Genomic DNA, 20,979 nt, shown 5'->3' on the forward strand with positions numbered 1-20,979 from the left:
CGGATGGGATATAGCGTCGATGGATTATCCGGATTAGACGAGGAATGCGGGAAAGGCTTGTGAGCTAGGCTCAGCAAACGCTTATCGATGGCCTGCGTCATACACCGCTATCCGGTCATGATGAAAAGCCGGCCAGACATCGAACAAGGCCGGCGCCCTGAATTTCTCAAAAATTCGACAGCCGCGACTGGACAAGGCAAATGTAACTTTATAACAACAGGGATGTAATGTTATTACATTAAAGGAGATTTCATGGCCCGGCACCTTTTCGCTATCTTCGCAGTCGCCACTGCGCTCACATCCGCCACCTTGCCATCGGCTTCCCGCGCCGAGGAGGAACAGCAGGAGAGTTGGCGGCTTTTCGTGGCTGATCACAGCCTGCCGGTCGTCCACGCCATCGATCTTGCGAGCGGCAGACAGATCGGCCGCTTCGATCTCAAGGGTTATGCCGCCCTGTCGCTGAGCGACACCGGGCGCACGGTCTTTGCCGTCCAGGGCGAAGAGAATGTCGTTCATGCCATCGATACCGGCATTGCCCTTTCCGATCATGGAGAGCATCGCGATCTCGAGGTGGCGCCGCCGAAGCTGATCGGCGCGACGATAAAGGGCGAGAAGCCGGGCCATGTGGTGACGCATGGCGATGACGTGGCGATTTTCTACGACCGGACCGACCGCTTCGATCTCTTGAAGGAGAGCAGCCTGCTGCAGGAAAAGCCGGAGCCGAAAGCTGTCAACACCATCGCCGCCCATCACGGCGTCGCTGTGCCGATGGGCAATCACCTGCTGGTCTCCGTGCCGAACATGCAGGCGCCGGTCAAGGAGGGCGAACTGCCGCCACGCCTGGGCCTGCGGGTGCTCGACCGGGATGGCCGGCAGATCGGCGATGTCGCGCCCTGCACCGGCCTGCATGGCGAGGCAACCTCCGCCCGCCTCGTCGCCTTCGGTTGCGAGGAAGGCGTGCTCATCGCCCGCCCCAGCGGCGCGGAAGGCCCGAGCGTGGAAATGCTCGCCTATGGCGCATCGCTGCCGCGGGGCAAGGTCTCGACGCTGCTCGGCGGCCGCTCGATGCAGTTCTTCCTCGGCAATTACGGAGAGGACAAGCTGGCGCTGATCGATCCTGATAATACGGACGCACCCTATCGCATCATCGACCTTCCAACGCGTCGCGTCGATTTTGTGCTCGATCCGGCAAAGTTTCAGAATGCCTATATCCTCACCGAAGATGGCAGGCTGCATCTGCTCGATACAGTCAAGGGCGAGATCGTCAGATCGGAAACCGTGACCGAGCCCTACAGCAAGGATGGTCATTGGCGCGATCCGCGTCCGCGGCTGGCCGTTGCCGGCGATGATATCGCCATCACCGATCCCCGTCACAGCTTGATTCGCCTCGTCAGCACGCAGACGCTGAAGGAGGTGCGTACGATCCCCGTCGAGGGCCAGCCCTTCGCGCTTGTCGCCGCCGGCGGCTCGGGCGCCAGTCACTAAGGCGGCCTCGGACCCGACACACTTCGCATTCCGGCGCTTGACGTCGCCCATGGCGGCGTCATAGATCGAGGCGACGGTTCCCCGAAGAGAACTCCGAGGGGAATAATAGGGAACACGGTGAGGACGACCCAAGAGGGACCGAGACCGTGGCTGCCCCCGCAACTGTAAGCGGATTGTCGATCTCGGGGTTGATCGCTTCAGCGATCATGCCCTCGGCCTCAGGGCCGTGCCACTGCGATTTCGCGGGAAGGCAGATGACCGGCACATATTCGCGAGCCAGGAGACCTGCCGTCGATCACGATCCAATCAAGCCGGGCGGGGATGCCCGGACAAGGAGCAGACATGATTGACGAGACCCCTCCCCACCTGCCGCCATCCATCCGTCTCGATTGGACGATCCGCCGCTAGCCTCCCGCTCGCTGGCCATCGTTCGCGCGCCGGCATCCGCTAGCCCTTTTCCTTTGATCGAGAGTTTTCCATGCGACAGCTTCTGAAGAGCTTTTCCCTCGCGCTCGGGCTGGCCGGCTTTGCTGCGCCCGCACTTGCCGCCACCCAATATCCCCTCACCCTCACCAATTGCGGCCAGCAGGTCACCTTCGAAAAGGCACCGGCCAAGATCGTCTCGATCGGCCAGGGCATGACCGAAGTGCTGTTCTCGCTCGGCCTTGCCGACAAGATTGCCGGCACGGCCGTCTGGGTCGGCCCGGTTCTGCCGCAATATGCCGATGTCAACAGCAGGATCAAACGGCTGGCCGACAATGACCCGAGCTTCGAATCCGTCGTCGGCGCGGAGCCCGATCTGGTGGCTGCCGAATTCGAATGGCATGTCGGCACGCAAGGCTCCGTCGGCAAGCGCGAGCAGTTTGGGGATCTCGGCATCAACACCTATGTCGCGCCGGCCGATTGCGTCGCCAAGATCAATACCGACGGCGGCGATGGCGTGCGCAAGGAACTGTTCACGATGGACCTGATCTATCAGGAAATCGCCGAACTCTCCGAGATCTTCGACGTGAAAGACCGCGGCGATGCTGTCATCGCCGACCTGAAGAAGCGGGAGGCCGCGGCCGTTGCCTCTGTTGCCGGTGCTGCGGCAAAGAACCTGCCGGTCGTCTTCTGGTTCTCCAGCAAGGAAGTGAAAGGCGATGCCTTCATCGCCGGCAAGAACAGCGCGCCAGCCTATATCCTGAAGACGCTCGGGGCGAAGAACGTCGTCACGACGGAAGAGGAATGGCCCCTCGTCGGCTGGGAAACGATTTCGCAGGCCAATCCCGCCGTCATCGTCATCGCCACCATGGACCGCCGCCGCTATGCCGCCGATGATCCCAAGGTGAAGGTGGATTTCCTGGAAAACGATCCGGTTACGAAAGAGCTCGATGCCGTCAGGAACAAGCGCTTCATCATGATGGACGCGCAGTCGATGAACCCGACGATCAGAACCATCGACGGCATCGAGACGCTGGCAAAGGGCATCCAGTCCTTCGGTCTGGCCCAGTGAGCCAGGCTGCCTTGCCACAGAGGAAATGGTGGGCGCTTGCCACGCTCACCATCGCCGCCCTCCTCCTGCTCGGTATCATGATCAGTCTCGCCGTATCGATCGGCGAGATATCAATCCCGCTCGCCACCACGGCAGAAGCGGTTTCCAACCGCCTCTTCGGCACGGCATTCGAGCTCAGCCGCATCCATCAGGGCATCGTCTGGGATTACCGCCTCAGCCGCGCGCTGGCGGCGGCCAGTGCCGGCGCATCGCTGGCAGTGTGCGGCACGGTGCTGCAGGCGCTGCTGCGCAATCCGCTTGCCGAACCCTATGTGCTCGGAATTTCAGCCGGCGCCTCCACCGGCGCGGTCTGCGTCATGATATCAGGTCTCGGCTATGGCGTGCTCAGTCTCTCCGGCGGTGCCTTCATCGGCGCCGTCGTCGCCTTTCTGCTGGTCGGCATCCTGGCGGCCGGTGCTGGCGGCACCAGCGAGCGCATCATTCTCTGCGGCGTGGCGGGCTCGCAGCTCTTCAATGCGCTGACCTCCTATATCGTCACGACCTCGGCCAATGCCGAACAGGCGCGTGGCGTGCTCTTCTGGCTCTTGGGGTCGCTTTCCGGCGTGCGCTGGCCGGATGTCTATCTTTCCGTGCCGGTCGCACTGACAGGCTTTGTCGTCTGCCTTGCCCATGTGCGTGCGCTCGATGCCTTCGCCTTTGGCACGGATGCCGCAGCCTCCCTCGGCATCGCCGTGCGCCGCGTACAGTTCACCCTGCTCGGCGTGACAGCGGCGATGACGGCAGGCGTCGTCAGCATTGTGGGCTCAATCGGCTTCGTCGGCCTCGTCATTCCCCATGCCGCCCGCTTTCTCGTCGGCCCCGCACATGGCCGCCTGCTGCCGGCGACAGCGCTCGGCGGGGCGATCTTCATGGTCGGCGCCGACATCGTCTCACGCATCATCATTCCGCAGCAGATCCTGCCGATCGGCGTCGTCACCGCGCTCTTCGGCGCTCCGGCCTTCGCCATCATCCTCTATCGCGTGCGGAGAAGCGCATGACCATCACCGTCGACAAGGTCACCTATGCCGCCGGCAATACCGTCATCGTCAACGGCGTCAGCATATCAGTCGAAAAGGGCAAGGTGCTCGGCCTGCTCGGGCCGAACGGCTCCGGCAAATCCAGCCTGCTGCGCCTGATCTGCCGGCTGCGGCAGGTCAGATCCGGCGTCATCCGCCTCGGCGACGATGATGTCTCCGGCCTTTCGCGCGCCGCCCTTGCCCGCCGCATAGCCTTCGTCGAGCAGCAGACGACGACGGATACGCAGCTCACCGTGCGCGATATCGTCCGCCTCGGCCGCACGCCGCATCGCGGCCTCCTCTCCTCCTGGGCACCTGATGACGATGCCGCGGTCGAAGAAGCACTCGCCCGCGTCGACATGGGCGAACGCGCCGGCCAGCTCTGGCAGACACTGTCTGGCGGCGAGCGGCAACGGGTGCATATTGCGCGGGCGCTGGCCCAGACCCCGAGCGAACTCCTGCTCGACGAGCCGACCAACCATCTCGATATCCAGCACCAGCTCGATATCCTGGCGCTGGTCGCCAAACTCGGCCTCACCTCCATCATCGCGCTGCACGATCTCAATCTGGCAGCGATGTTCTGCGATCACCTGGCCGTGCTGCAGAAGGGCGAGGTCGTGGCAGCAGGCACGCCCGAGGAAGTGCTGACCGAAGCGCTGATCGCCCGCGTCTTCGGCGTGCGTGCCCATATCGAAAAATCACCCGTGCATGGCCGCGCACATATCCAGTATCGGATGGGGTAAGACATGGATGGAGTGAATTTCGATCTTAAGGAAGAAATCCGCGACTACTGGTCGAAACGCTCGGAAACCTTCGACCTCGCCTTCGGCCACAGGATCGCCCCCGGCCCGGAGGCGGACGCCTGGCAGAAGCCGATCCGCAAAGCCCTCGGCCCCGAGCCGAAACGCGTGCTGGAACTTGCCTGCGGCACCGGCGAAGTGACCCGCCTGATCCACGATCTCGGCCATGACGTCACCGCTCTCGATTTCTCCGAAGCGATGCTGAAGGTTGCCCGCGCCAAACACGCCGGCAAGGAGCGCCTGCGCTTCATCCTGGCAGACGCCGAAAACACCCTGGAGCCGGACGCGAGCTATGACGCCATCATCTGCCGCCATCTCGTCTGGACGCTGACCCGGCCGCAAGAAACCTTTCGCGAATGGTTCCGCATCCTCAAGCCCGGCGGCCTGTTGCTTTTCTTCGATGGTGACTGGGCAAGCCCGAAACCGACCGGCCGCGTCGCCAGCCTGCTGATCTCCTGGATCGACCGCCTCATCGGCGCCGACAAGAACTATGACGGCGCACTCAGCACCCGCCACGCCCGCATCATGTCAGCCCTGCCCTTCGGCCAGGGTCTCCGCCCCAACATGCTCCTGCCGCTCTTGAGATCGGCAGGCTTTACAGACATCGCGCTTCATTCCCACGCCCCGATCGCGAGGGCGCAGCGCAGGAATGCCAATCTCCGAAATAGGCTCCGAACCCTCGTCTACCGCCGCTTCATCCTGGCCTGCCGGCGGCCCTGATGCCTGCATTTGCCGCACGCCCATTTCTGGAGGTGTCGCGATTTGCCGAGGTCTGAAGCCAGCCTGTGCCAAATGCCCGCCACCGTAAATGATCGATGCATTTACCGTTGCGTACTTGTCGGACGCCGTCAGCCGTTCAGGATGATCGACGAACGAAGCGGCAGTTCACCTGATGCAGGAAGGGAAAGGTGTTATGGCAAAGACCACCGCGCCCTCATCCGGCAAAAGCAGGCAACGCGCTCTGCCGTTCGCCATTCTGGCGTTTTTCCTTTGTCTGGCCGGATCCTTCCCACGGCACGCGTTTGCCGCTCCGCCTGAATTTCCGGACCGCGAACTGGTGGTCGGCACTAAGGAGGCCCCGCCCTTTGCCATGAAGGGGCCGGATGGCAGTTGGACCGGCCTGTCGATCGAACTCTGGCGCCAGGTCGCGGAAAAACTCGGGCTCAAATATCGGCTGGTCGAGGAACCCTCGGTGCAGCGCCTGATCGAGGCGACGAAGCGCGGCGACTACGATCTCTCCGTCGCCGCCATCACCATCACGGCCGACCGGGAGCGCAATGTCGATTTCTCCCAGCCATTCTACAATACCGGCCTCGGCATCGCCGTCTCCGTCCACAGCACTTCCGTCTGGTACGAAATCACCCAGACGATGACATCCCTCGGCTTCCTGCAGGCGGTCGGCGCCCTCATCGGCATCTCGCTGGCCGTTGGCGCCCTGATCTGGCTCTTCGAGCACCGCCACAACGAGGATTTCGGCGGCGGCGCCGCCAGGGGGCTCGGCGCGAGCATCTGGTGGTCGGCTGAAGCCATGACGCAGGCAAGTACCGGTCATCGCGGCCCGAAAACGCTCGGAGGACGAACGCTCGCGATCCTCTGGATGGTCATGTCGATCATCACCATCGCCGTCTTCACCGCAAGCGTCACCTCCGCGCTCACGACGCGTCAGATCAGGGGACTGGTGAACGGCGCAGAAGACCTGCCGCGGGCACGCGTCGGTGCCGTGTCGGGTTCGGCGACCACAGGATTTCTCGACGGGGAACGCATCAGGCACCGGGATTTCGCCAATGTGCAGGACGGCTTCCGCGCGCTGACGTCAGGCTCGATCGATGCCTTCGTCTATGACAAGCCGCTGCTTGCCTGGACGGCCGAACAGCAGTTTCCGACCAGCGTGCAAGTACTGGACACCGTCTTCGAGCCGCAGAACTACGGCATGGCGATGCCCGCCGGCAGCCGCTACCGCAAGCCTATCGATGTCGCCATTCTCGAAGCGATCCACGACGAGGCGTGGAAGGAGACGCTGTTTCAGTATCTCGGGGAGAAAAAATGATGGCCCGGGCGAGCGGTCCTCCCCGCCCCGGCACCTGCCATCCCGCCTACCAGTTACCTGGATCGGCAGTGTGATCGACGGCTGCGAATTCATCCGCCTTTGCCCGATCGAGCGTCACAGTCCGCGTCCGCTTCGTCTCATCGGCGACCAGATAGCGAAGCGGCGCCGCGTCCCTGGCAAGCTCCTGATAGAGGAGAAGCGCAGCCTCCTCGGCGGTATCGGCCTCGATCTCTCGCGTGATGGTTACGGTGAACTTGTTCATGGCATCTGGCCTTCTCGATCGTCGCGGGCATGGGCGCAATGTCCACCGCCTGACAATAGGCTGAGAGCGGAATAGTTCAAGCTACCCTGCCCTCGACAACCAGCCGTCCGCCATCCAGCCCCTCAGACCGACCGCATCAACCCGCCATCCACCTTCAGGCTCTGGCCGGTAATATACCCCGCCCCGTCGGACACCAGAAACGCGATGGTCGCCGCCACTTCCGCACTCGTGCCATAGCGCTGCATCGGCACGGTCTCGCGTCGCGCCTCGGTGGCCGGAAGGCTGTCGATCCAGCCGGGCAGCACGTTGTTCATGCGGATGTTTTCGGCCGCATAGGTGTCGGCAAAGAGCTTGGTATAGGCGGCAAGGCCGGCGCGGAAGACCGCCGAAGTCGGAAACATCGTCGACGGCTCGAAGACCCAGGCCGTCGAGATATTGACGATCGCGCCCTTCTTCTGCGCCTGCATGATCGGGGTGACCAGCCGCACCGGGCGGATGACGTTCATCAGATAGACGTCCATGCCCGTATGCCACTGCTCGTCGGTGATCTCGTTGAGCGCGGCGCGTGGCCCATGGCCAGCGCTGTTGACGAGAACATCGATGCGGCCCCAGGCGCCCATCGCGGCATCGACCAGCCGCTTCAGATCGTCGTTCGACTGGTTGGAGCCGGTCACGCCCACACCGCCGAGTTCCCGGGCAAGCGCCTCGCCCTTGCCGGATGAAGACAGGATCGCGACCTTGTAGCCATCGGCCGCAAGGCGTCTTGCGCTTTCGGCTCCCATGCCGCTGCCGCCTGCCGTGATTACGGCCACTTTTTCTACTGACATGCCGGTGCCCTCCTGAAACGATATCGTCGATTGATTGGTATCTGTGTGCACGGTATCATGTTCGCTGCGGGAGCGCGAAACAGTTCTCCTCTTCTTTGCCAGTAGAAAAACTACTCGATGAGCGATATCCCGGGCAAGCTTCCCTCCCTCAATGGCCTCAGAGCCTTCGAGGTCGCCGCGCGACACCTCAACTTCAGGCTCGCCGCCGAAGAGCTTGGTGTCACGCAGGGCGCCGTCGCCCAGCAGGTCCGCGGGCTCGAGGCGCAACTCGGCATGACCCTGTTCGAACGGCTTCCCCGCACGCTGGCGCTGACCGCCGAGGGCAGACGCTACATCGCCGATATCAGGCGCGCCTTCGAGATCATCGCTCGGGCAACGGACGAGCTGAAGCCGCAGGCGATCAAGCTTACGATCAGCACGACGCCGACCTTCGCGTCGAAATGGCTGATCCCGCGCCTGCCTGACTTCACCGCCCTGCATCCCGATCTCGACCTGCATATCCTGGCGACCGAGCGCATTTCGAATTTCGCCGCCGATGGCGTCGATCTCGCCGTCCGCTATGGCCGTCCGCCCTTCGGACCGGGGCTGAATGCCGAGCTCCTGTTCGAACAGGAGGTCATCGCCGTCTGCAGCCCGCTGCTGCTTGCCGGCCGCAACCCGCCGCGCACGGCCGAGGAGCTTTCAGCCTATCCGCTGCTGCACGATGCCCACAATCTCTGGCCTGAATTCGTCGAGCGCCACCTCGCCAACAGCAGCAGCCCCACCTTCAAGGGCATCAGCTTTTCGCAGACCGCGCACGCCATCGAGGCGGCGATTGCCGGACAGGGCATCGTTCTTGCCAATGGCGGCTTCGTCACCGAAGACCTCGCCCGGGGCCGGCTGGTGCGTGTTTTCGAAGCCAGGCTGCGCGGCCCTTCGGATATCTACCTCGTCTGGCCCCGCCACCGGAAATCTGCCGCGCGGGAAACCGTGATCGGATGGTTGTTCGCCGAAGCGCAGACGCCAGGCTGAGCGCTTGCGCCTGGGCCAAGGCCAGGCTGGCGAACATATAGACTGACGAGCCTCTTGTGCAGAACGCCGGAGACACCAGATTCAATCTCTTCATTGCCTCCAATAAGCATCGATAATCACAGGCCTATTTGATGTTCCATTTCGTTCTCGGGCTCCCCTGGCTCGTCGTCGTCCTGAGATTCATTCTCCCCCTGCCATGGATTTGGCCCGCCAAGGCCCTGCTTGCCGGCCTGCTCCTCATCGCCTCGCAGCAGGTGCTGCTGAACCGTATATCCTCGGGTTCCGTCTTCGCGCCCGAATATCCGCGCCCGCTGATTATCGTGCTGAATTTCCTCTTCGGCGCCACGCTCCTGCTCGCCGTCTTCCAGATCGCGCTCGATGTCGTCTCGCTTGTCCTTGCCCTCATCGAGGGCCGATTTCCGGCCGTGCCCCCTGAAGTCCGCTATGTCATCGGACTTGCAGCCTTCGGTCTGGCCGCTTTCGGCGTTGCCGGAGCCGTGCGCATTCCGCCCGTGAAAAATGTCGAGATATCGATCCGGGACCTCCCCGAAGCCTTCGAGGGCTACCGCCTGCTGCAATTGACCGACCTGCATCTCAGCCGCCTCTTCCCGGCCTCCTGGGCCGAAACCCTCGTCAGGAAGGCCAATGAGCTGAAAACCGACCTGATCGTCGTGACCGGCGATTTCATCGACGGCCGCCTCGAAAAGCGGCGGGCGGATGTCGCCCCTCTGGCGAAGCTTCGGGCGCCCGACGGCATCTTCGCCATCCCCGGCAATCACGAATATTATTTCGGCTACGACGAATGGATGCAGCACGACGCCAGTCTCGGCATGCGTATGCTGATGAACGAGCACGCCGTCATCGAGCGCGAGGCGAGCCGCATCGTCATTGCAGGCGTGACGGATCTTGCGGCTTTCGGCAGAACCATGCCGAATCCGGACCTTGCCGCGGCATTGAACGGCGCTCCGGCCGAAGCCCCGGTCATTCTCCTCGATCATCAGCCGAGAATGGCAGCCGAGACCGCCAAGAGAGGCATTGCGCTGCAGCTGTCCGGCCATACCCATGGCGGCATGGTGTTCGGCCTCGATCGTCTGGTCGCCCGCGCCAATGGCGGTTTCGTCTCCGGCCACTACCACGTCGGCGGCATGCAGCTCTATGTCAATAACGGGACTGCGCTCTGGCCGGGCTTTGCGCTCAGGCTCGGCCGCCCCTCGGAACTGACGGTATTCACGCTGCGCAGACGCGCCTGACCTCAATAAGCATGGTATGCCTTGTTATACGCCCCCAAGAGGGTTCAAGCCCGCTATATTCGCTCCGTCGTTTCGCGCGTCAGGATTTAATTGGTTAAGGAACGTTTCTGACGAGCACTTGCTCTACACACCCATCTTGAGTCTGCTCGCCAATATCCACTTCAAGATAAACTGCGACTTCAATGAAGAATATCCTCTCATAGAGAATATCAACTCTCTCCCCCCTATTTATTTTTGAGTTTTTACAGTCAACATAACGAGAAGCAGCAATAAAAAGCTCGTCACCTCGATCTAAAAATTCGAAATTTTTATAATTTTTTTTCAAATAGATCTGGTATAAATCTCTATTTTTATCGAAAAAAACATTATTGTATATAACACATCCCTCGATAGCAATGAAAAACATAAGTAAAAAATCGGTTATTACGATGATGTTTTTCCGAAGGCTTTTTAGATTTTCATATCTCGTTGCAGACATATTTTAAAATCTTCAACTGGTTATACGCCGCGCGATGGCGTGTTCGTCAACAACCATCATCAACAATCTTCGACAGATAGCCAATACTCCGTTTTATTCCATATAAATCAGACCGCGCGGACGAGGCTGCGAATACGCTCGGCGAGATCCGGATCGACGGGATTATAGACGACCATGTTGAGATCCGGCCTGCCGTCGATTGCAAAGCCGGAATATTCAAGCTCGATATCGCCGAGAACCGGATGCCTCAGCCGCTTGGTTCCTTCGCCATGGGCGATCACCTCGTTCTCCTCCCAGATCCGCTTGAACTCGGCGCTCGTGCGGCAAAGCTCCTCCACCAGATCTGCTATTTCCGAGGTCGCCCCCGCCCGCGCAGCATCCGCCCGGAAGGCCCCGACGACGAAACGCGCCATGGCATCCCAGTCGTGCTGGACGTTGCGGACGCCGGGATTGGAGAACAGCAGGCGCAAGACGTTCCGGTCATCAGGCGCAAGCTTGCCATAGTCGGTCATGACGATGGTGGCCGCGCGGTTCCACGCCACGATATCCCAGGCCGCCGTGCGCACCAGCGCCGGGCTCACCTCAAGCGTATCGAGAAGCCGTTGCAGGCGCGGGCTGATGCCCTCCACTGCACGGTAGCGCACCTCGGGCGGCCGGCCGAGGCCGAGGATGAAGAGATGCTCGCGCTCCGGCTCGGTCAGCATCAGGCCACTGGCGATTCTATCAAGGACGTCGGCCGATGGCGCTCCGCCCCGCCCCTGCTCCAGCCATGTGTACCAGGTCGGGCTTATATTGGCGCGCTGTGCCACCTCTTCCCGCCTCAAGCCCGGCGTGCGCCGGCGCCCGGAAAAACCGAATACAGCAGGATCGAGGCGCGAGCGGCGGTCGCGAAGGAAGGTGCCGAGGGAGTTGACGTCAGTGCTCATAGTATTCCTGTTAGCCATTATAATAGGATAACGTCACTACTTTAACAGCATAAAACATAGCGCAATAGTGGGCTTCATCGCAATAAGGAGACACAACATGCGCATTTTCCTCACCGGCGCCACCGGCTTCATCGGCTCGGCCATCGTCCCCGAACTCCTGCAGGCAGGCCATCATGTCATCGGCATGACCCGCTCGGACGCCGGCGCCAAAGCGCTCGAAGAGGCAGGCGTCGAAGCTTACAAGGGCGTGCTGGAAGAACCCGAGACTGTCCGTCGCGGCGTCGAAAAGGCCGATGCCGTCATCCATACGGCCTTCGACCATGATTTCTCCCGCTTCGTCGAGAATTGCCAGAAGGATAGCCGCGTCATTGCCGCCATGGGCGAGGCGCTGAAGGGCTCCAACCGCCCGCTGCTCATCACCTCGGGCACCGGCATCGGCAATGCCCATCTCGGCGAACCCGCGAGCGAGGACGTCTTCAACGACGAGCATCCCAACCCGCGCATCGCGTCCGAACGGGCCGGCAATGCGCTTCTCGACCAGGGCGTCAACGTCTCGGTCATGCGCCTTCCCCAGGTCCACAACACGTTCAAGCAGGGCCTCGTCTCCCCGCTCATCGAAATCGCCCGGCGGAATGGCGCCGTCGGCTATGTCGGCGAAGGCCGCAACCGCTTTCCGGCCGGCCACTTGCTGGACGTTGCCCTCCTCTACCGGCTTGCCATCGAAAGAGCGGTATCGGGCGCCCGCTACAATGCCGTTGCCGAAGAGGGCATCGCCACCCGCGAGATTGCGGAAGCCCTCGGCCGCGGCCTGAAGCTGCCGGTCATCTCGGTCGCGCCGGAAAAGGCGGCCGAGCATTTCGGCTGGATGGCGATTTTCGCCGGCCTCGACTTCCCGGCCTCCAGCGCAAAGACCCGCCGGATCCTCGGATGGAACCCGGTCGGACCCGGCCTGATCGCCGATCTCGACGCGATGGATTATGGCGCTCTCGCAGCCTGAGCCGCAAATGCACCTGCGGGGCCTTTCAGTCCCGCAGGTGCAGAGCGTTCCTGGTCGTCAGATCCCAAGCCCGCCGGCGACATCGATGACGCCGCCGCTCATGTAACCGCCATGCGGCCCCGCCAGATGGCAGATGAGCGCGGAAACCTCCTCAAGCGTCGCAATGCGCCTGATGGGATGCAGGTCGAGAAGTGCGTCGGGCACGGTGTCTCCCAGCGCTTCGACGGACATGTCGGTCGGCATCACGCCGGGCTGGACGACGTTGACGGTGATGTTGCGCCTGCCGAGATCGCGCGCCACACCCTTCGCATAGCCGATGAGCGCGGCCTTCGTACCGGCATAATCGGCGACACCCGGAACCAGCACGCGTGTACCGAACAGCGAACCGATGAAGAGAATCCGGCCGCCATCGGACAGCACCGGAGCCGCCGCCCGCGTCACCGACACCGGCCCCAGCACATTGGTCTGCCATTGGCGGTCGAGATTGACGACGTCGAGTTCGGGATCATCGACCGTCTTGCCCTGCACGGCGATCGCCGCATTGTTGACGAGGATGTCGAGCTTGCCGAAAGTGGCAATGACCGTGTCGATCAGCGGTTTGGCAGCGGCCGTATCGGCCTGGTCGCTCTGGATCGCCAGAGCCCGCACACCCTTCGCCCGCAGCCTCTCGACCACAGCCTCCGCCTTCCCGGCCGAAGCCACGTAGCTGATCGCAACATCAGCGCCCTGATCGGCCAGCGCTTCCGCCGTCGCCGCTCCAAGTCCGCGCGAACCACCGGTCACGAGAGCGACCTTTCCCTTCAAAATCTGAGACATGAGTGTCCTTTCTACCCCGTCCAGGCGCCCGCCTGCCGTCATCGGCAGGCTGTGCATTTTTTCGTAACGACCGTTACAGTAACGATTGGTATGAAATGTAGACAACGCATGTCAAGTAGTTTAATAACGGTCGTTATGAAATTGACCGGACTGACCTGATGGGACGCCATCGCGAATTTGACGTGGAAAAAGTGCTCGATTCCGCCTTGTGCCTCTTCTGGCGCAAGGGCTACGAAGGCACGTCCTATGCTGACCTGACGGAGGCCGCCGGCATCGAGCGCCCCGCCCTCTATTCCGCCTTCGGCAACAAGGAAGCCCTCTTCCGCAAGGCGCTGGACCGCTATTCCGAGCGCTATCTGGATTACCTCCCGGTGGCGCTGAAACTGCCGACCTCACGCGAGGTCGCCGCCCACATCCTCTACAAGGCCATCGAACTGAACACCCGCTTCCCCGACCATACGGGCTGCCTCGGCATCAATGGCGCCATGGCCGGATCGGATGAGACCGAGCCGGTGCGCCAGGCGCTGATCGATTTCCGCGCCGCCGGCCAGGCCGATATTCAGGAACGTTTCGAACGCGCCAGAGCGGAAGGCGACCTGCCGGAAACCGCCAGCCCCGAAACGCTGGCCGCCTTCATCCTGGCTATGACCCACGGCATGGCCGTGCAGGCCAAGGCCGGCTTCAGCCGCGAGATGCTGAACGCCATCGCCGATCAGGCGCTGTCTACATGGCCGACGAAATAGCCCTGAAGCCCGATAGCCGAAAACTATCCCGCCGCCGCATCCATACGGGCGCGCACGTCCAGAAAGGCCGCCGTCAGCCGCGCCAGGACCGGCGACTTGACGGATCCATTCGCCCCGCCGATCGGGTCCACGATATGGATCCGTCTCAGGTCCTCCATGAACTCGTCCCACAGCTTCTGCCCGCCCTCTTCCAGCAGCTCGGCGCGGATGCTCAGATCCTCGCTCACAGGCAGGAACCGCCGCCCCCAGGCGCCGATCATCGCGAACATGGGCACGAGCTGGATGGAGGCTTCCGTCAGGCTGTAGATCGCTTTCTGGCTGTGGGAGGGATCGTCGAGCTTGGTGATCAGCCCGCAGGACATCAGCCGTTTGAGACGCGCCGCCAGGATATTGGAAGCGATGCCCTCCTCCGATTGCGTCAGGAGCTCGCGAAAGTGCCGGCGATTGCCGAACATGATATCCCTGATGATGACAAGGCTCCATCGGTCGCCCAGCACCTCCATCGTCAGGTTGATCGGGCAGCCCGACCGCATCTCGATATCCATATTCGACTCCGTGAGAAAACCAGTTGCATTATAGGATCGGTCATGCGACAAGACAACTGATTTCAATATGCAATCAGATGGAGGCTGACATGGCACGTGTACGCGTTGCTGCATTTTCCCTTTCGGTGGATGGTTTCGGCGCAGGTCCGGACCAGAGTCTTGAAAATCCCCTCGGCAAGCGCGGCATGGAACTGCACCAGTGGTTCTTCGGCACCCGCACCTTCCGCGCCATGATCGGCAAGGATGACGGCTCCACCGGCACCGACGAGAAATATGCCTCGACCGGCAATACCGGCTTCGGCGCCTTCATCCTCGGCCGTAACATGTTCGGCCCGATCAGGGGCGAATGGCCGGACGACGCGTGGAAAGGCTGGTGGGGGCCGAACCCGCCCTACCACGCGCCGACCTTCATCCTCACCCACCATGCCCGCGAGCCCATCGTCATGGAAGGCGGCACCACCTTCCATTTCGTCACCGGCGGCATCGAGGAGGCACTGGAAAAAGCCAGGGCCGCAGCCGGTGACAAGGACATCAAGATCGGCGGCGGCGTCAGTACTGTCAGGCAATATGTGAAGGCCGGCCTGGTCGACGAGATGCATTTCGCCATCTCCCCGGTTGTTCTCGGCAAGGGTGAAGCCATGTTCGAAGGTATCGATCTGCCCGCACTCGGCTTCTCCGTCAGATCCCACGAGATGACGGAACTGGCGGCGCATGTCGTGCTGTCGAAATAGGGCGCAAGAGACTATCACCGGAGCATCCGCCGGGCGCGATCGAGCGTCCGGTTTTTTTTGCAGGACCGCGGCAGGCATTACAGGCGCGAAGCCGCCGTTACCGGGCATTTACCGTAACGTACTTCCGCAGCCCGCTGTTTTTCCCTACCGATCGATCCGCACGGTCAAAACCGCGCACGATCAATCCGGCCGGGAGAGCAGCAATGACATTTGCGGATTTTGTCACGCTCACTCTGAAGGCCAGCCTGTTCCTGATCGTTTTTGCGCTCGGGCTACGGGCAACGTTCAGCGACGTCACCTACTTGCTCGCCCGCCCGGTCCTGCTGTTCAAATCCATCCTGTCGATGAACATCGTCATGCTGGGTTTCGCCCTCGCGGCCGCGTTCTTCTTTCCGCTGCCCCTGCCGCTCAAGATTGCCCTCATCGGCCTTGCAATGGCGCCGGTTCCACCGATCCTGACGATAAGGCAGAGTAAAGCGGCCGGGACGTCTTCCTACGCGATCAGCCTCTGCGTCACGGCGTCATTTCTTGCCGTCGTGCTCGTTCCGCTCGCCATCGCACTGGCAGATGTCGTCCTTGGCGAGCGCTACCAGATGCCTGCCATCCGTGTCGTGCCGATCGTCCTCGTCTCTGTCATCCTGCCGCTCGTGCTCGGGATGATGGTCGAGCGCTTTGCCCCGGTCGTTGCGCGGCAGTTCGTGCAACCGATCGCACGGCTCGGAACCGCCCTGCTCATTCTGGCGGCTGTGCCGGTCCTCATCGTGACGCTGCCTGCGACCTGGGCGCTTGTCGGCAACGGGCTCATCCTGTCTCTGGCACTTTTTACCGCGTTCGGGCTGCTGGTCGGCCACGCCATGGGCGGGCCGCATGCCCACGATCGCGTGGTTCTGGCGCTGGCGACGGGCGCGCGCCATCCAGGCGTCGCGATGGCGATTGCCGCCTACAATTTTCCGGACGAGAAGGCGGCGGTGGCAGTGGTGCTGCTGCATGTTTTCATCGCCGCGCTCGTCGCGATACCCTATCTGAAATTCGCCCGAGTCAACGAGGCACCTGCCGAAAGCCTCGACACGTAGTATCCTCCAGCAGGCGCATCGGCCGATGCACTCGACACCGGCCGATGCCGCGGCAGGCTCAGACCAGCCCCTGGCTGAAGCCGAATTCGCCCTCCGCTTCCGCCGCGCTGACATCCTCGCCGAACAGCATGTCATTATGCGGCCGGCCGCTGCGGACCATCGGATAGACGTTTTCCAGCGCCGCGACCCGGCAGTCGAAGAGAACCGGCCGGTCGGTGGCGATCATCTCGCGGATCTTCTCATCCAGCTCCTCCGGCCTCTCGCAGCGCAGGCCCACGGCCCCATAGGCTTCCGCCAGCTTGACGAAATCGGGCAGCGAGGCGGAGTAGGATCTGTCCCGCCGGTTGCCATGCAGGATCTGCTGCCATTGCCGGATCATACCGAGCTGCGCATTGTTGAGGATGAAGATCTTGACCGGCGCCTGGTGCTGCATGGCCGCCGAAAGCTCCTTCAGCGTCATCTGCACCGAGCCATCGCCGACGATGCCGAGGACCAGCCGGCCGGGATGGGCGATCTGCGCGCCGATCGCCGCCGGCAGACCATAACCCATCGTGCCGAGCCCGCCCGAGGTGAGCCAGCGGTTCGGCCCTTCGATACCGAAGAGCTGTGCCGCCCACATCTGATGCTGGCCGACATCGGTGGTGACGATAGGGTCGAGATCGGTCGTCAGCGCATGCAGCCGCTCCAGCGCATATTGCGGCATGATCGCATCATGGCGCATCTCATAGGCAAAGGAGTTTCGCGTCCGCCATCGCTCGATCTCGCCCCACCAGGCATCCAGCCGCCCGCGCTCCGGTCGGGCCGGAAGCGCCCGCCAGGTTTCGATCATCTCCCGCAGCACATCGGCCGCATCGCCGGTTATGCCGATATCGACGGATACGTTCTTGTTGATCGAGGATGGATCGACATCGATATGGATCTTCCTCGACCCCGGCGAAAACCTGTCGACACGCGAGGTGACGCGATCGTCGAAACGCGCACCGATGGCAATCATCAGGTCGCAATCATGCATCGCCATGTTTGCCTCATAGGAACCGTGCATGCCGGGCATCTTCAGCCAGTTCGGTCCGCTCGCCGGATAGGCGCCGAGCCCCATCAGCGTCGAGGTGATGGGAAAGCCGGTCAGCTCCACCAGTTCCCCCAACAGGCGCGAGGCCTCCGGCCCGGAATTGATGACGCCGCCGCCGGTATAGAGGACCGGCCGCTCAGCCTGCGCCATCAGCCTGACCGCGGCAGCGATCGCCTCCTGATCGCCGGATATCGGTAGCTTATAGTTCGCAGGCATCGAAACCTCCTGCGGCCCGACATAGAGCCCGCTCGCAAACAGCACATCCTTCGGCATGTCGACCAGAACCGGCCCCGGCCTGCCTGACGTCGCGATCCTGAAGGCGAGATGGATGGTCCTTGCGAGATCGTCGATGTGATCGACGAGGAAATTATGCTTGGTGCAGGGCCGCGTGATGCCGACTGTATCGCATTCCTGAAAGGCATCCGTGCCGATCAGCGTCGTCGGCACCTGCCCGGTCAGGCAGACGAGCGGAATGGAATCCATCAGCGCATCCTGCAGCGCGGTGACGGCATTGGTGACACCCGGTCCTGATGTGACCAGCATGACGCCGACCTTGCCGGTCGAACGCGCATAACCCTCGGCGGCATGTCCCGCGCCCTGCTCGTGCCGCACCAGCAGGTGCTTGATCTCGTCCTGCTGGAAGATCTCGTCATAAATCGGCAGCACGGCAGCGCCCGGATAGCCGAATATGTGCTCGACGCCATTGTCGCGCAGCGCCCGCAGCACGATCTCGCCGCCGTTCATCAGGGGGCCGAAAGAAGAAGGATTGGGAGAATTTTGGGTAAAGCTGGCCTTATCGCCGGTCATAGCAATTTTCCGTCGTTGATAGGGTGATTGGGTTGCGACGGGGCACAAAAAAAGGCCCCGTCAGGGACCTTGTGTTCGGCGCATGGGTGGCTGATGCCGGACGGTTACACCGTCCTGCCCATGCGCGATATCACCACGACGAGAACCATTGCGATTTTCATGGGCGTAAGAGCTAACCGCAAATTTGCGGTCCGTCAATCGCATCTCTGCCTGCCCTATTGCTTATGGGACCGGCTGAGCAATATCCGTTGCTGTCGCTGCCCGCATGCCGTGCCAACGCCAGCGGTTAGATCATCCGATACCTGCGTCCACCTCATGCATATCGGACGGCGGTCGCGATCGATGCCTGACATTTTGAGGGCGCGGCTTTCGTCGCGCCCTCGCAGGGAGGCTTTCTCAATCGAATGTCGCCTGCACGATCCAGGCCTCTTCTTCGCTCGGAATATCGAAGCCTTGGATATATTTCGCGAGCAGCTCGTCCGTTATCGGAAACGCGGCATTTGCATCACGCCGTGCCGAGCGTTCTCTCAAGCGGTCGCGCAAAATCGCCTCGTCCACCTGAAGATAAATGATGCGGCACCGGTGATCCCGAGCTTCGACAAGCCCACGGTAGCGGGCGCGAGCCGCCCCATTCCAGAAGGCAAAATCGATCACTGCCTTGGTGCCGCGCATGAGCTGGTCTTCAAGGCGGAGCCGCAGCCGCGTTTCGGCGGCGGCCTGCAGATCGGCATAGGCAGCTTCCGGATAATCGACGCCAAAACGCCCGTCATGCCGCCAGACCTCTTCGTCGATCGAGAAACGCTCACATCCGAGCGCCTCCAGCCGCTGCGCAAAGGTCGTCTTGCCGGAACCTGCCAAACCGCACATCATGAACACGATCCGCGGCTCGGTCCGCACCAGATCTTCGGCGGCAGCCACTGCCTGCCGATAGGACATCACCATCCGAAACCCGCCTCCTGCGATCCTGATCGGCGACGAACCTCCGCGTTTGACATCGTGCCTCACGCCTCGACTGATGAGAGCCGGCCACCACCTATGTGCCTATTTCTATCCCTCTGAACTTGCTCACACAATGCGTCAGCGGCCGACACGCTTTCCGTCAACTGCCAACGAGAAGGCCGTCACCAGGGGATGGCGCCCTGCTCGCTCTGGCAAATGCCTTTCAGGTCCTGCCCTTGAAGCAAGGCCATTCGCACCGGAAATGCCGCAGCCTCCGATGGCGTCCGGTCGCCGCGATGGCCGCTGAGGTCGGTGGCCACGAGGCCGGGGCAAGCCGATACGGTGAGCTCCGCATTGAGCTGGACCGTCAGCATGTTCAGCGCCGCCTTCGACGCATTGTAGCCTATGAGCCGCACGCCATAGAACGGCCAGCTCGGATCGCCGTTCAGCGTCAGGGAGCCGAGGCTGCTGGTCATGTTGACGATGCGCCCGGCCTTGGCCTTGCGCAAAAGCGGCAGCATCGCCTGCGTCACCGCGAGCGCCCCGATGAAATTGGTCTCCAGTTCGCTGCGCACGGCATCGAGCGAGGCCTTGCCGGGAGCGCCGTCCGTGTAGTCGGCAATGCCGGCATTGTTGACGAGGATATCGAGACGTCCGCGCCGCGCATCGATCTCCGCGGCGGCGGCAGCAATGCTTGCCGCATCGCAGACGTCGATCCGGATGAACGATACGTCGAGCCCCTGCCCGGCGAGGTCATCCGCCGCGGCCTGGCCGCGCCCGGCATCGCGTGCGCCGAGAAAAACAGACACGCCTGATCGGGCGAGCTGTCTGGCGATTTCATATCCAATTCCCTTGTTTGCGCCTGTCACGAGCGCGATACGTCCAGTGCTGTTCATCCTGAAGTTCCTTGAAAATCTCGATCGGTGCGCGCAGATTGAAAATAAGAAGGATTCTTCAGGTTTTGAATTCGCATATGGTTTCCGCGCAGATATCAGCCGCAAATGCCCGCAAATCACCGCGTCAGGCGCGGTCGGTGAACACCGTCGAGGCGATTTTCGAAGCGACGATTCAGGTTTTGATAGCGGACGGTCCGGGTGACCTGACGACGACGCGGGTCGCCGAAAGAGCCGGCGTCTCCGTTGGCTCCCTCTACCAGTATTTTCCGAACAAGCAGGCGCTGTTCCACGCCGTCAACGAGCGCTACCTGACGATGCTGGCCGAACGCGTGGAAGCCGCCTGCCTCGCCCATCGCGGCGCGCGCTATGCCGAGATGGCCGATGCCCTCGTCAGCACCTATATCGAGGTGAAAATCGAGCGCCGCGACGTCACGATCGCCCTCTACCGCGCCGCCGCTGAGATCGATGTCGCCGGCATCGTCGAGGCGATGTCGCAACGCATCGAAGCGGCAAGCCATGCCATGTTCGCCACCGCCTCGGACGCAGAGTTCGACAATCTCGCCACCGTCAACGTGATGATGCTGAACGTGCTCTGCGGCACCGTTCGCAACGTCTTCGACCGCCACATGTCGGAACTGCTCATCGACGGCGGTTTGCAGACGCAGCTGAGGCTGATGTTCTGCACCTATCTGGCTGCCGCGAGAATTGCGGCCTGAAATCGCCCGCC

22 protein-coding genes and 1 riboswitch are annotated in these 20,979 nt (G+C 62.2%); of the genes, 13 read left to right on the plus strand and 9 right to left on the minus strand.

The genetic code is table 11. The features are described 5' to 3' along the window. The first annotated feature begins 252 nt into the window (after nt 1–252). The 6 genes from FHX06_RS01190 (at nt 253) to FHX06_RS01215 (ending at nt 6,882) form a co-directional block, all read left to right on the plus strand. On the plus strand, nt 253–1,485 hold the full coding sequence (locus tag FHX06_RS01190; protein ID WP_113210495.1) for a metallochaperone AztD: 1,233 nt from the start codon (nt 253–255) through the stop codon (nt 1,483–1,485). Nucleotides 1,486–1,542: 57 nt separating this feature from the next. Continuing rightward, nucleotides 1,543–1,793: riboswitch (cobalamin riboswitch) on the plus strand. Nucleotides 1,794–1,963: 170 nt separating this feature from the next. Continuing rightward, entirely contained in the window at nt 1,964–2,980 is a 1,017-nt protein-coding gene (locus FHX06_RS01195; protein WP_112969459.1) for an ABC transporter substrate-binding protein, read from the plus strand. Nucleotides 2,981–2,991: 11 nt separating this feature from the next. Beyond that, nucleotides 2,992–4,017, plus strand: a complete 1,026-nt coding sequence (locus FHX06_RS01200; RefSeq protein ID WP_210300365.1) for an iron chelate uptake ABC transporter family permease subunit — start codon at nt 2,992–2,994, stop codon at nt 4,015–4,017. Further along, complete coding sequence (locus tag FHX06_RS01205; protein ID WP_183877749.1) at nt 4,014–4,778, plus strand: ABC transporter ATP-binding protein; 765 nt, start codon at nt 4,014–4,016, stop codon at nt 4,776–4,778. The genes FHX06_RS01200 and FHX06_RS01205 overlap by 4 nt, the downstream gene beginning before the upstream one ends. Before the next feature lie 3 nt (nt 4,779–4,781). Beyond that, nucleotides 4,782–5,555, plus strand: coding sequence for a class I SAM-dependent methyltransferase (locus FHX06_RS01210; protein ID WP_183877751.1), 774 nt, complete (start codon nt 4,782–4,784; stop codon nt 5,553–5,555). Nucleotides 5,556–5,748: 193 nt separating this feature from the next. After that, nucleotides 5,749–6,882 carry a transporter substrate-binding domain-containing protein gene (locus tag FHX06_RS01215; RefSeq protein ID WP_183877753.1) on the plus strand — a complete coding sequence of 378 codons (1,134 nt, stop codon included), beginning with the start codon at nt 5,749–5,751 and terminating at the stop codon, nt 6,880–6,882. A gap of 46 nt (nt 6,883–6,928) precedes the next feature. On the opposite strand, the gene FHX06_RS01220 is transcribed toward FHX06_RS01215, so the two are convergent. Both FHX06_RS01220 and FHX06_RS01225 read right to left on the minus strand, forming a co-directional pair. Further along, entirely contained in the window at nt 6,929–7,144 is a 216-nt protein-coding gene (locus tag FHX06_RS01220; protein WP_018115036.1) for a hypothetical protein, read from the minus strand. Between the two features lie 122 nt (nt 7,145–7,266). After that, on the minus strand, nt 7,267–7,971 hold the full coding sequence (locus FHX06_RS01225) for an SDR family oxidoreductase (protein WP_113016774.1): 705 nt from the start codon (nt 7,969–7,971) through the stop codon (nt 7,267–7,269). 117 nt (nt 7,972–8,088) lie between these two features. On the opposite strand from FHX06_RS01225, the gene gcvA reads away from it, so the two are divergent. Further along, nucleotides 8,089–8,982, plus strand: coding sequence for a transcriptional regulator GcvA (gene gcvA / locus FHX06_RS01230; protein ID WP_113016773.1), 894 nt, complete (start codon nt 8,089–8,091; stop codon nt 8,980–8,982). Nucleotides 8,983–9,113: 131 nt separating this feature from the next. Further along, nucleotides 9,114–10,232 (plus strand): metallophosphoesterase, encoded by a 1,119-nt coding sequence (locus tag FHX06_RS01235; RefSeq protein ID WP_183877755.1) that lies wholly within the window; start codon nt 9,114–9,116, stop codon nt 10,230–10,232. Between the two features lie 94 nt (nt 10,233–10,326). Here FHX06_RS01235 and FHX06_RS01240 read toward each other — a convergent pair whose 3' ends face one another. Together FHX06_RS01240 and FHX06_RS01245 are read right to left on the minus strand one after the other, a co-directional pair. Continuing rightward, a complete protein-coding gene (locus tag FHX06_RS01240; RefSeq protein WP_183877757.1) occupies nt 10,327–10,710 on the minus strand; it encodes a hypothetical protein in 384 nt (127 codons plus the stop codon). Nucleotides 10,711–10,817: 107 nt separating this feature from the next. After that, the gene (locus FHX06_RS01245) at nt 10,818–11,636 is read right to left on the minus strand and encodes a helix-turn-helix transcriptional regulator (protein WP_018115032.1); all 819 of its coding nucleotides are present in this window, start codon (nt 11,634–11,636) and stop codon (nt 10,818–10,820) included. Nucleotides 11,637–11,733: 97 nt separating this feature from the next. On the opposite strand from FHX06_RS01245, the gene FHX06_RS01250 reads away from it, so the two are divergent. Further along, nucleotides 11,734–12,633 (plus strand): SDR family oxidoreductase, encoded by a 900-nt coding sequence (locus tag FHX06_RS01250; protein WP_183877759.1) that lies wholly within the window; start codon nt 11,734–11,736, stop codon nt 12,631–12,633. Nucleotides 12,634–12,690: 57 nt separating this feature from the next. Here the strand turns inward: FHX06_RS01250 and FHX06_RS01255 are convergent, their stop codons facing one another. Beyond that, nucleotides 12,691–13,449 (minus strand): SDR family NAD(P)-dependent oxidoreductase, encoded by a 759-nt coding sequence (locus FHX06_RS01255; protein ID WP_029616452.1) that lies wholly within the window; start codon nt 13,447–13,449, stop codon nt 12,691–12,693. A gap of 158 nt (nt 13,450–13,607) precedes the next feature. Between FHX06_RS01255 and FHX06_RS01260 the strand changes: the two genes are divergently transcribed. Beyond that, the gene (locus tag FHX06_RS01260) at nt 13,608–14,192 is read left to right on the plus strand and encodes a TetR/AcrR family transcriptional regulator (protein ID WP_183877761.1); all 585 of its coding nucleotides are present in this window, start codon (nt 13,608–13,610) and stop codon (nt 14,190–14,192) included. A 23-nt stretch (nt 14,193–14,215) separates the two neighbouring features. Here FHX06_RS01260 and FHX06_RS01265 read toward each other — a convergent pair whose 3' ends face one another. Next, on the minus strand, nt 14,216–14,737 hold the full coding sequence (locus tag FHX06_RS01265; RefSeq protein WP_183877763.1) for a winged helix-turn-helix transcriptional regulator: 522 nt from the start codon (nt 14,735–14,737) through the stop codon (nt 14,216–14,218). An 89-nt stretch (nt 14,738–14,826) separates the two neighbouring features. On the opposite strand from FHX06_RS01265, the gene FHX06_RS01270 reads away from it, so the two are divergent. Together FHX06_RS01270 and FHX06_RS01275 are read left to right on the plus strand one after the other, a co-directional pair. Continuing rightward, complete coding sequence (locus FHX06_RS01270) at nt 14,827–15,468, plus strand: dihydrofolate reductase family protein (protein ID WP_113147319.1); 642 nt, start codon at nt 14,827–14,829, stop codon at nt 15,466–15,468. Between the two features lie 203 nt (nt 15,469–15,671). Continuing rightward, entirely contained in the window at nt 15,672–16,541 is an 870-nt protein-coding gene (locus tag FHX06_RS01275; RefSeq protein WP_112546942.1) for a Na+-dependent transporter, read from the plus strand. A 58-nt stretch (nt 16,542–16,599) separates the two neighbouring features. On the opposite strand, the gene FHX06_RS01280 is transcribed toward FHX06_RS01275, so the two are convergent. The 3 genes from FHX06_RS01280 to FHX06_RS01290 form a co-directional block, all read right to left on the minus strand. Then, on the minus strand, nt 16,600–18,417 hold the full coding sequence (locus FHX06_RS01280) for an acetolactate synthase 3 large subunit (RefSeq protein ID WP_409564299.1): 1,818 nt from the start codon (nt 18,415–18,417) through the stop codon (nt 16,600–16,602). A gap of 396 nt (nt 18,418–18,813) precedes the next feature. Next, the gene (locus FHX06_RS01285; protein ID WP_183846742.1) at nt 18,814–19,359 is read right to left on the minus strand and encodes an AAA family ATPase; all 546 of its coding nucleotides are present in this window, start codon (nt 19,357–19,359) and stop codon (nt 18,814–18,816) included. A gap of 179 nt (nt 19,360–19,538) precedes the next feature. Then, a complete protein-coding gene (locus tag FHX06_RS01290) occupies nt 19,539–20,252 on the minus strand; it encodes an SDR family NAD(P)-dependent oxidoreductase (RefSeq protein ID WP_183877765.1) in 714 nt (237 codons plus the stop codon). Nucleotides 20,253–20,389: 137 nt separating this feature from the next. Here FHX06_RS01290 and FHX06_RS01295 point away from each other — a divergent pair, with 137 nt between their 5' ends. Then, nucleotides 20,390–20,968, plus strand: a complete 579-nt coding sequence (locus tag FHX06_RS01295) for a TetR/AcrR family transcriptional regulator (RefSeq protein WP_312866390.1) — start codon at nt 20,390–20,392, stop codon at nt 20,966–20,968. Nucleotides 20,969–20,979: the final 11 nt, after the last annotated feature.

Origin of the sequence: Rhizobium sp. BK512, from assembly GCF_014194915.1 — a bacterium.
Taxonomy (GTDB): domain Bacteria; phylum Pseudomonadota; class Alphaproteobacteria; order Rhizobiales; family Rhizobiaceae; genus Rhizobium.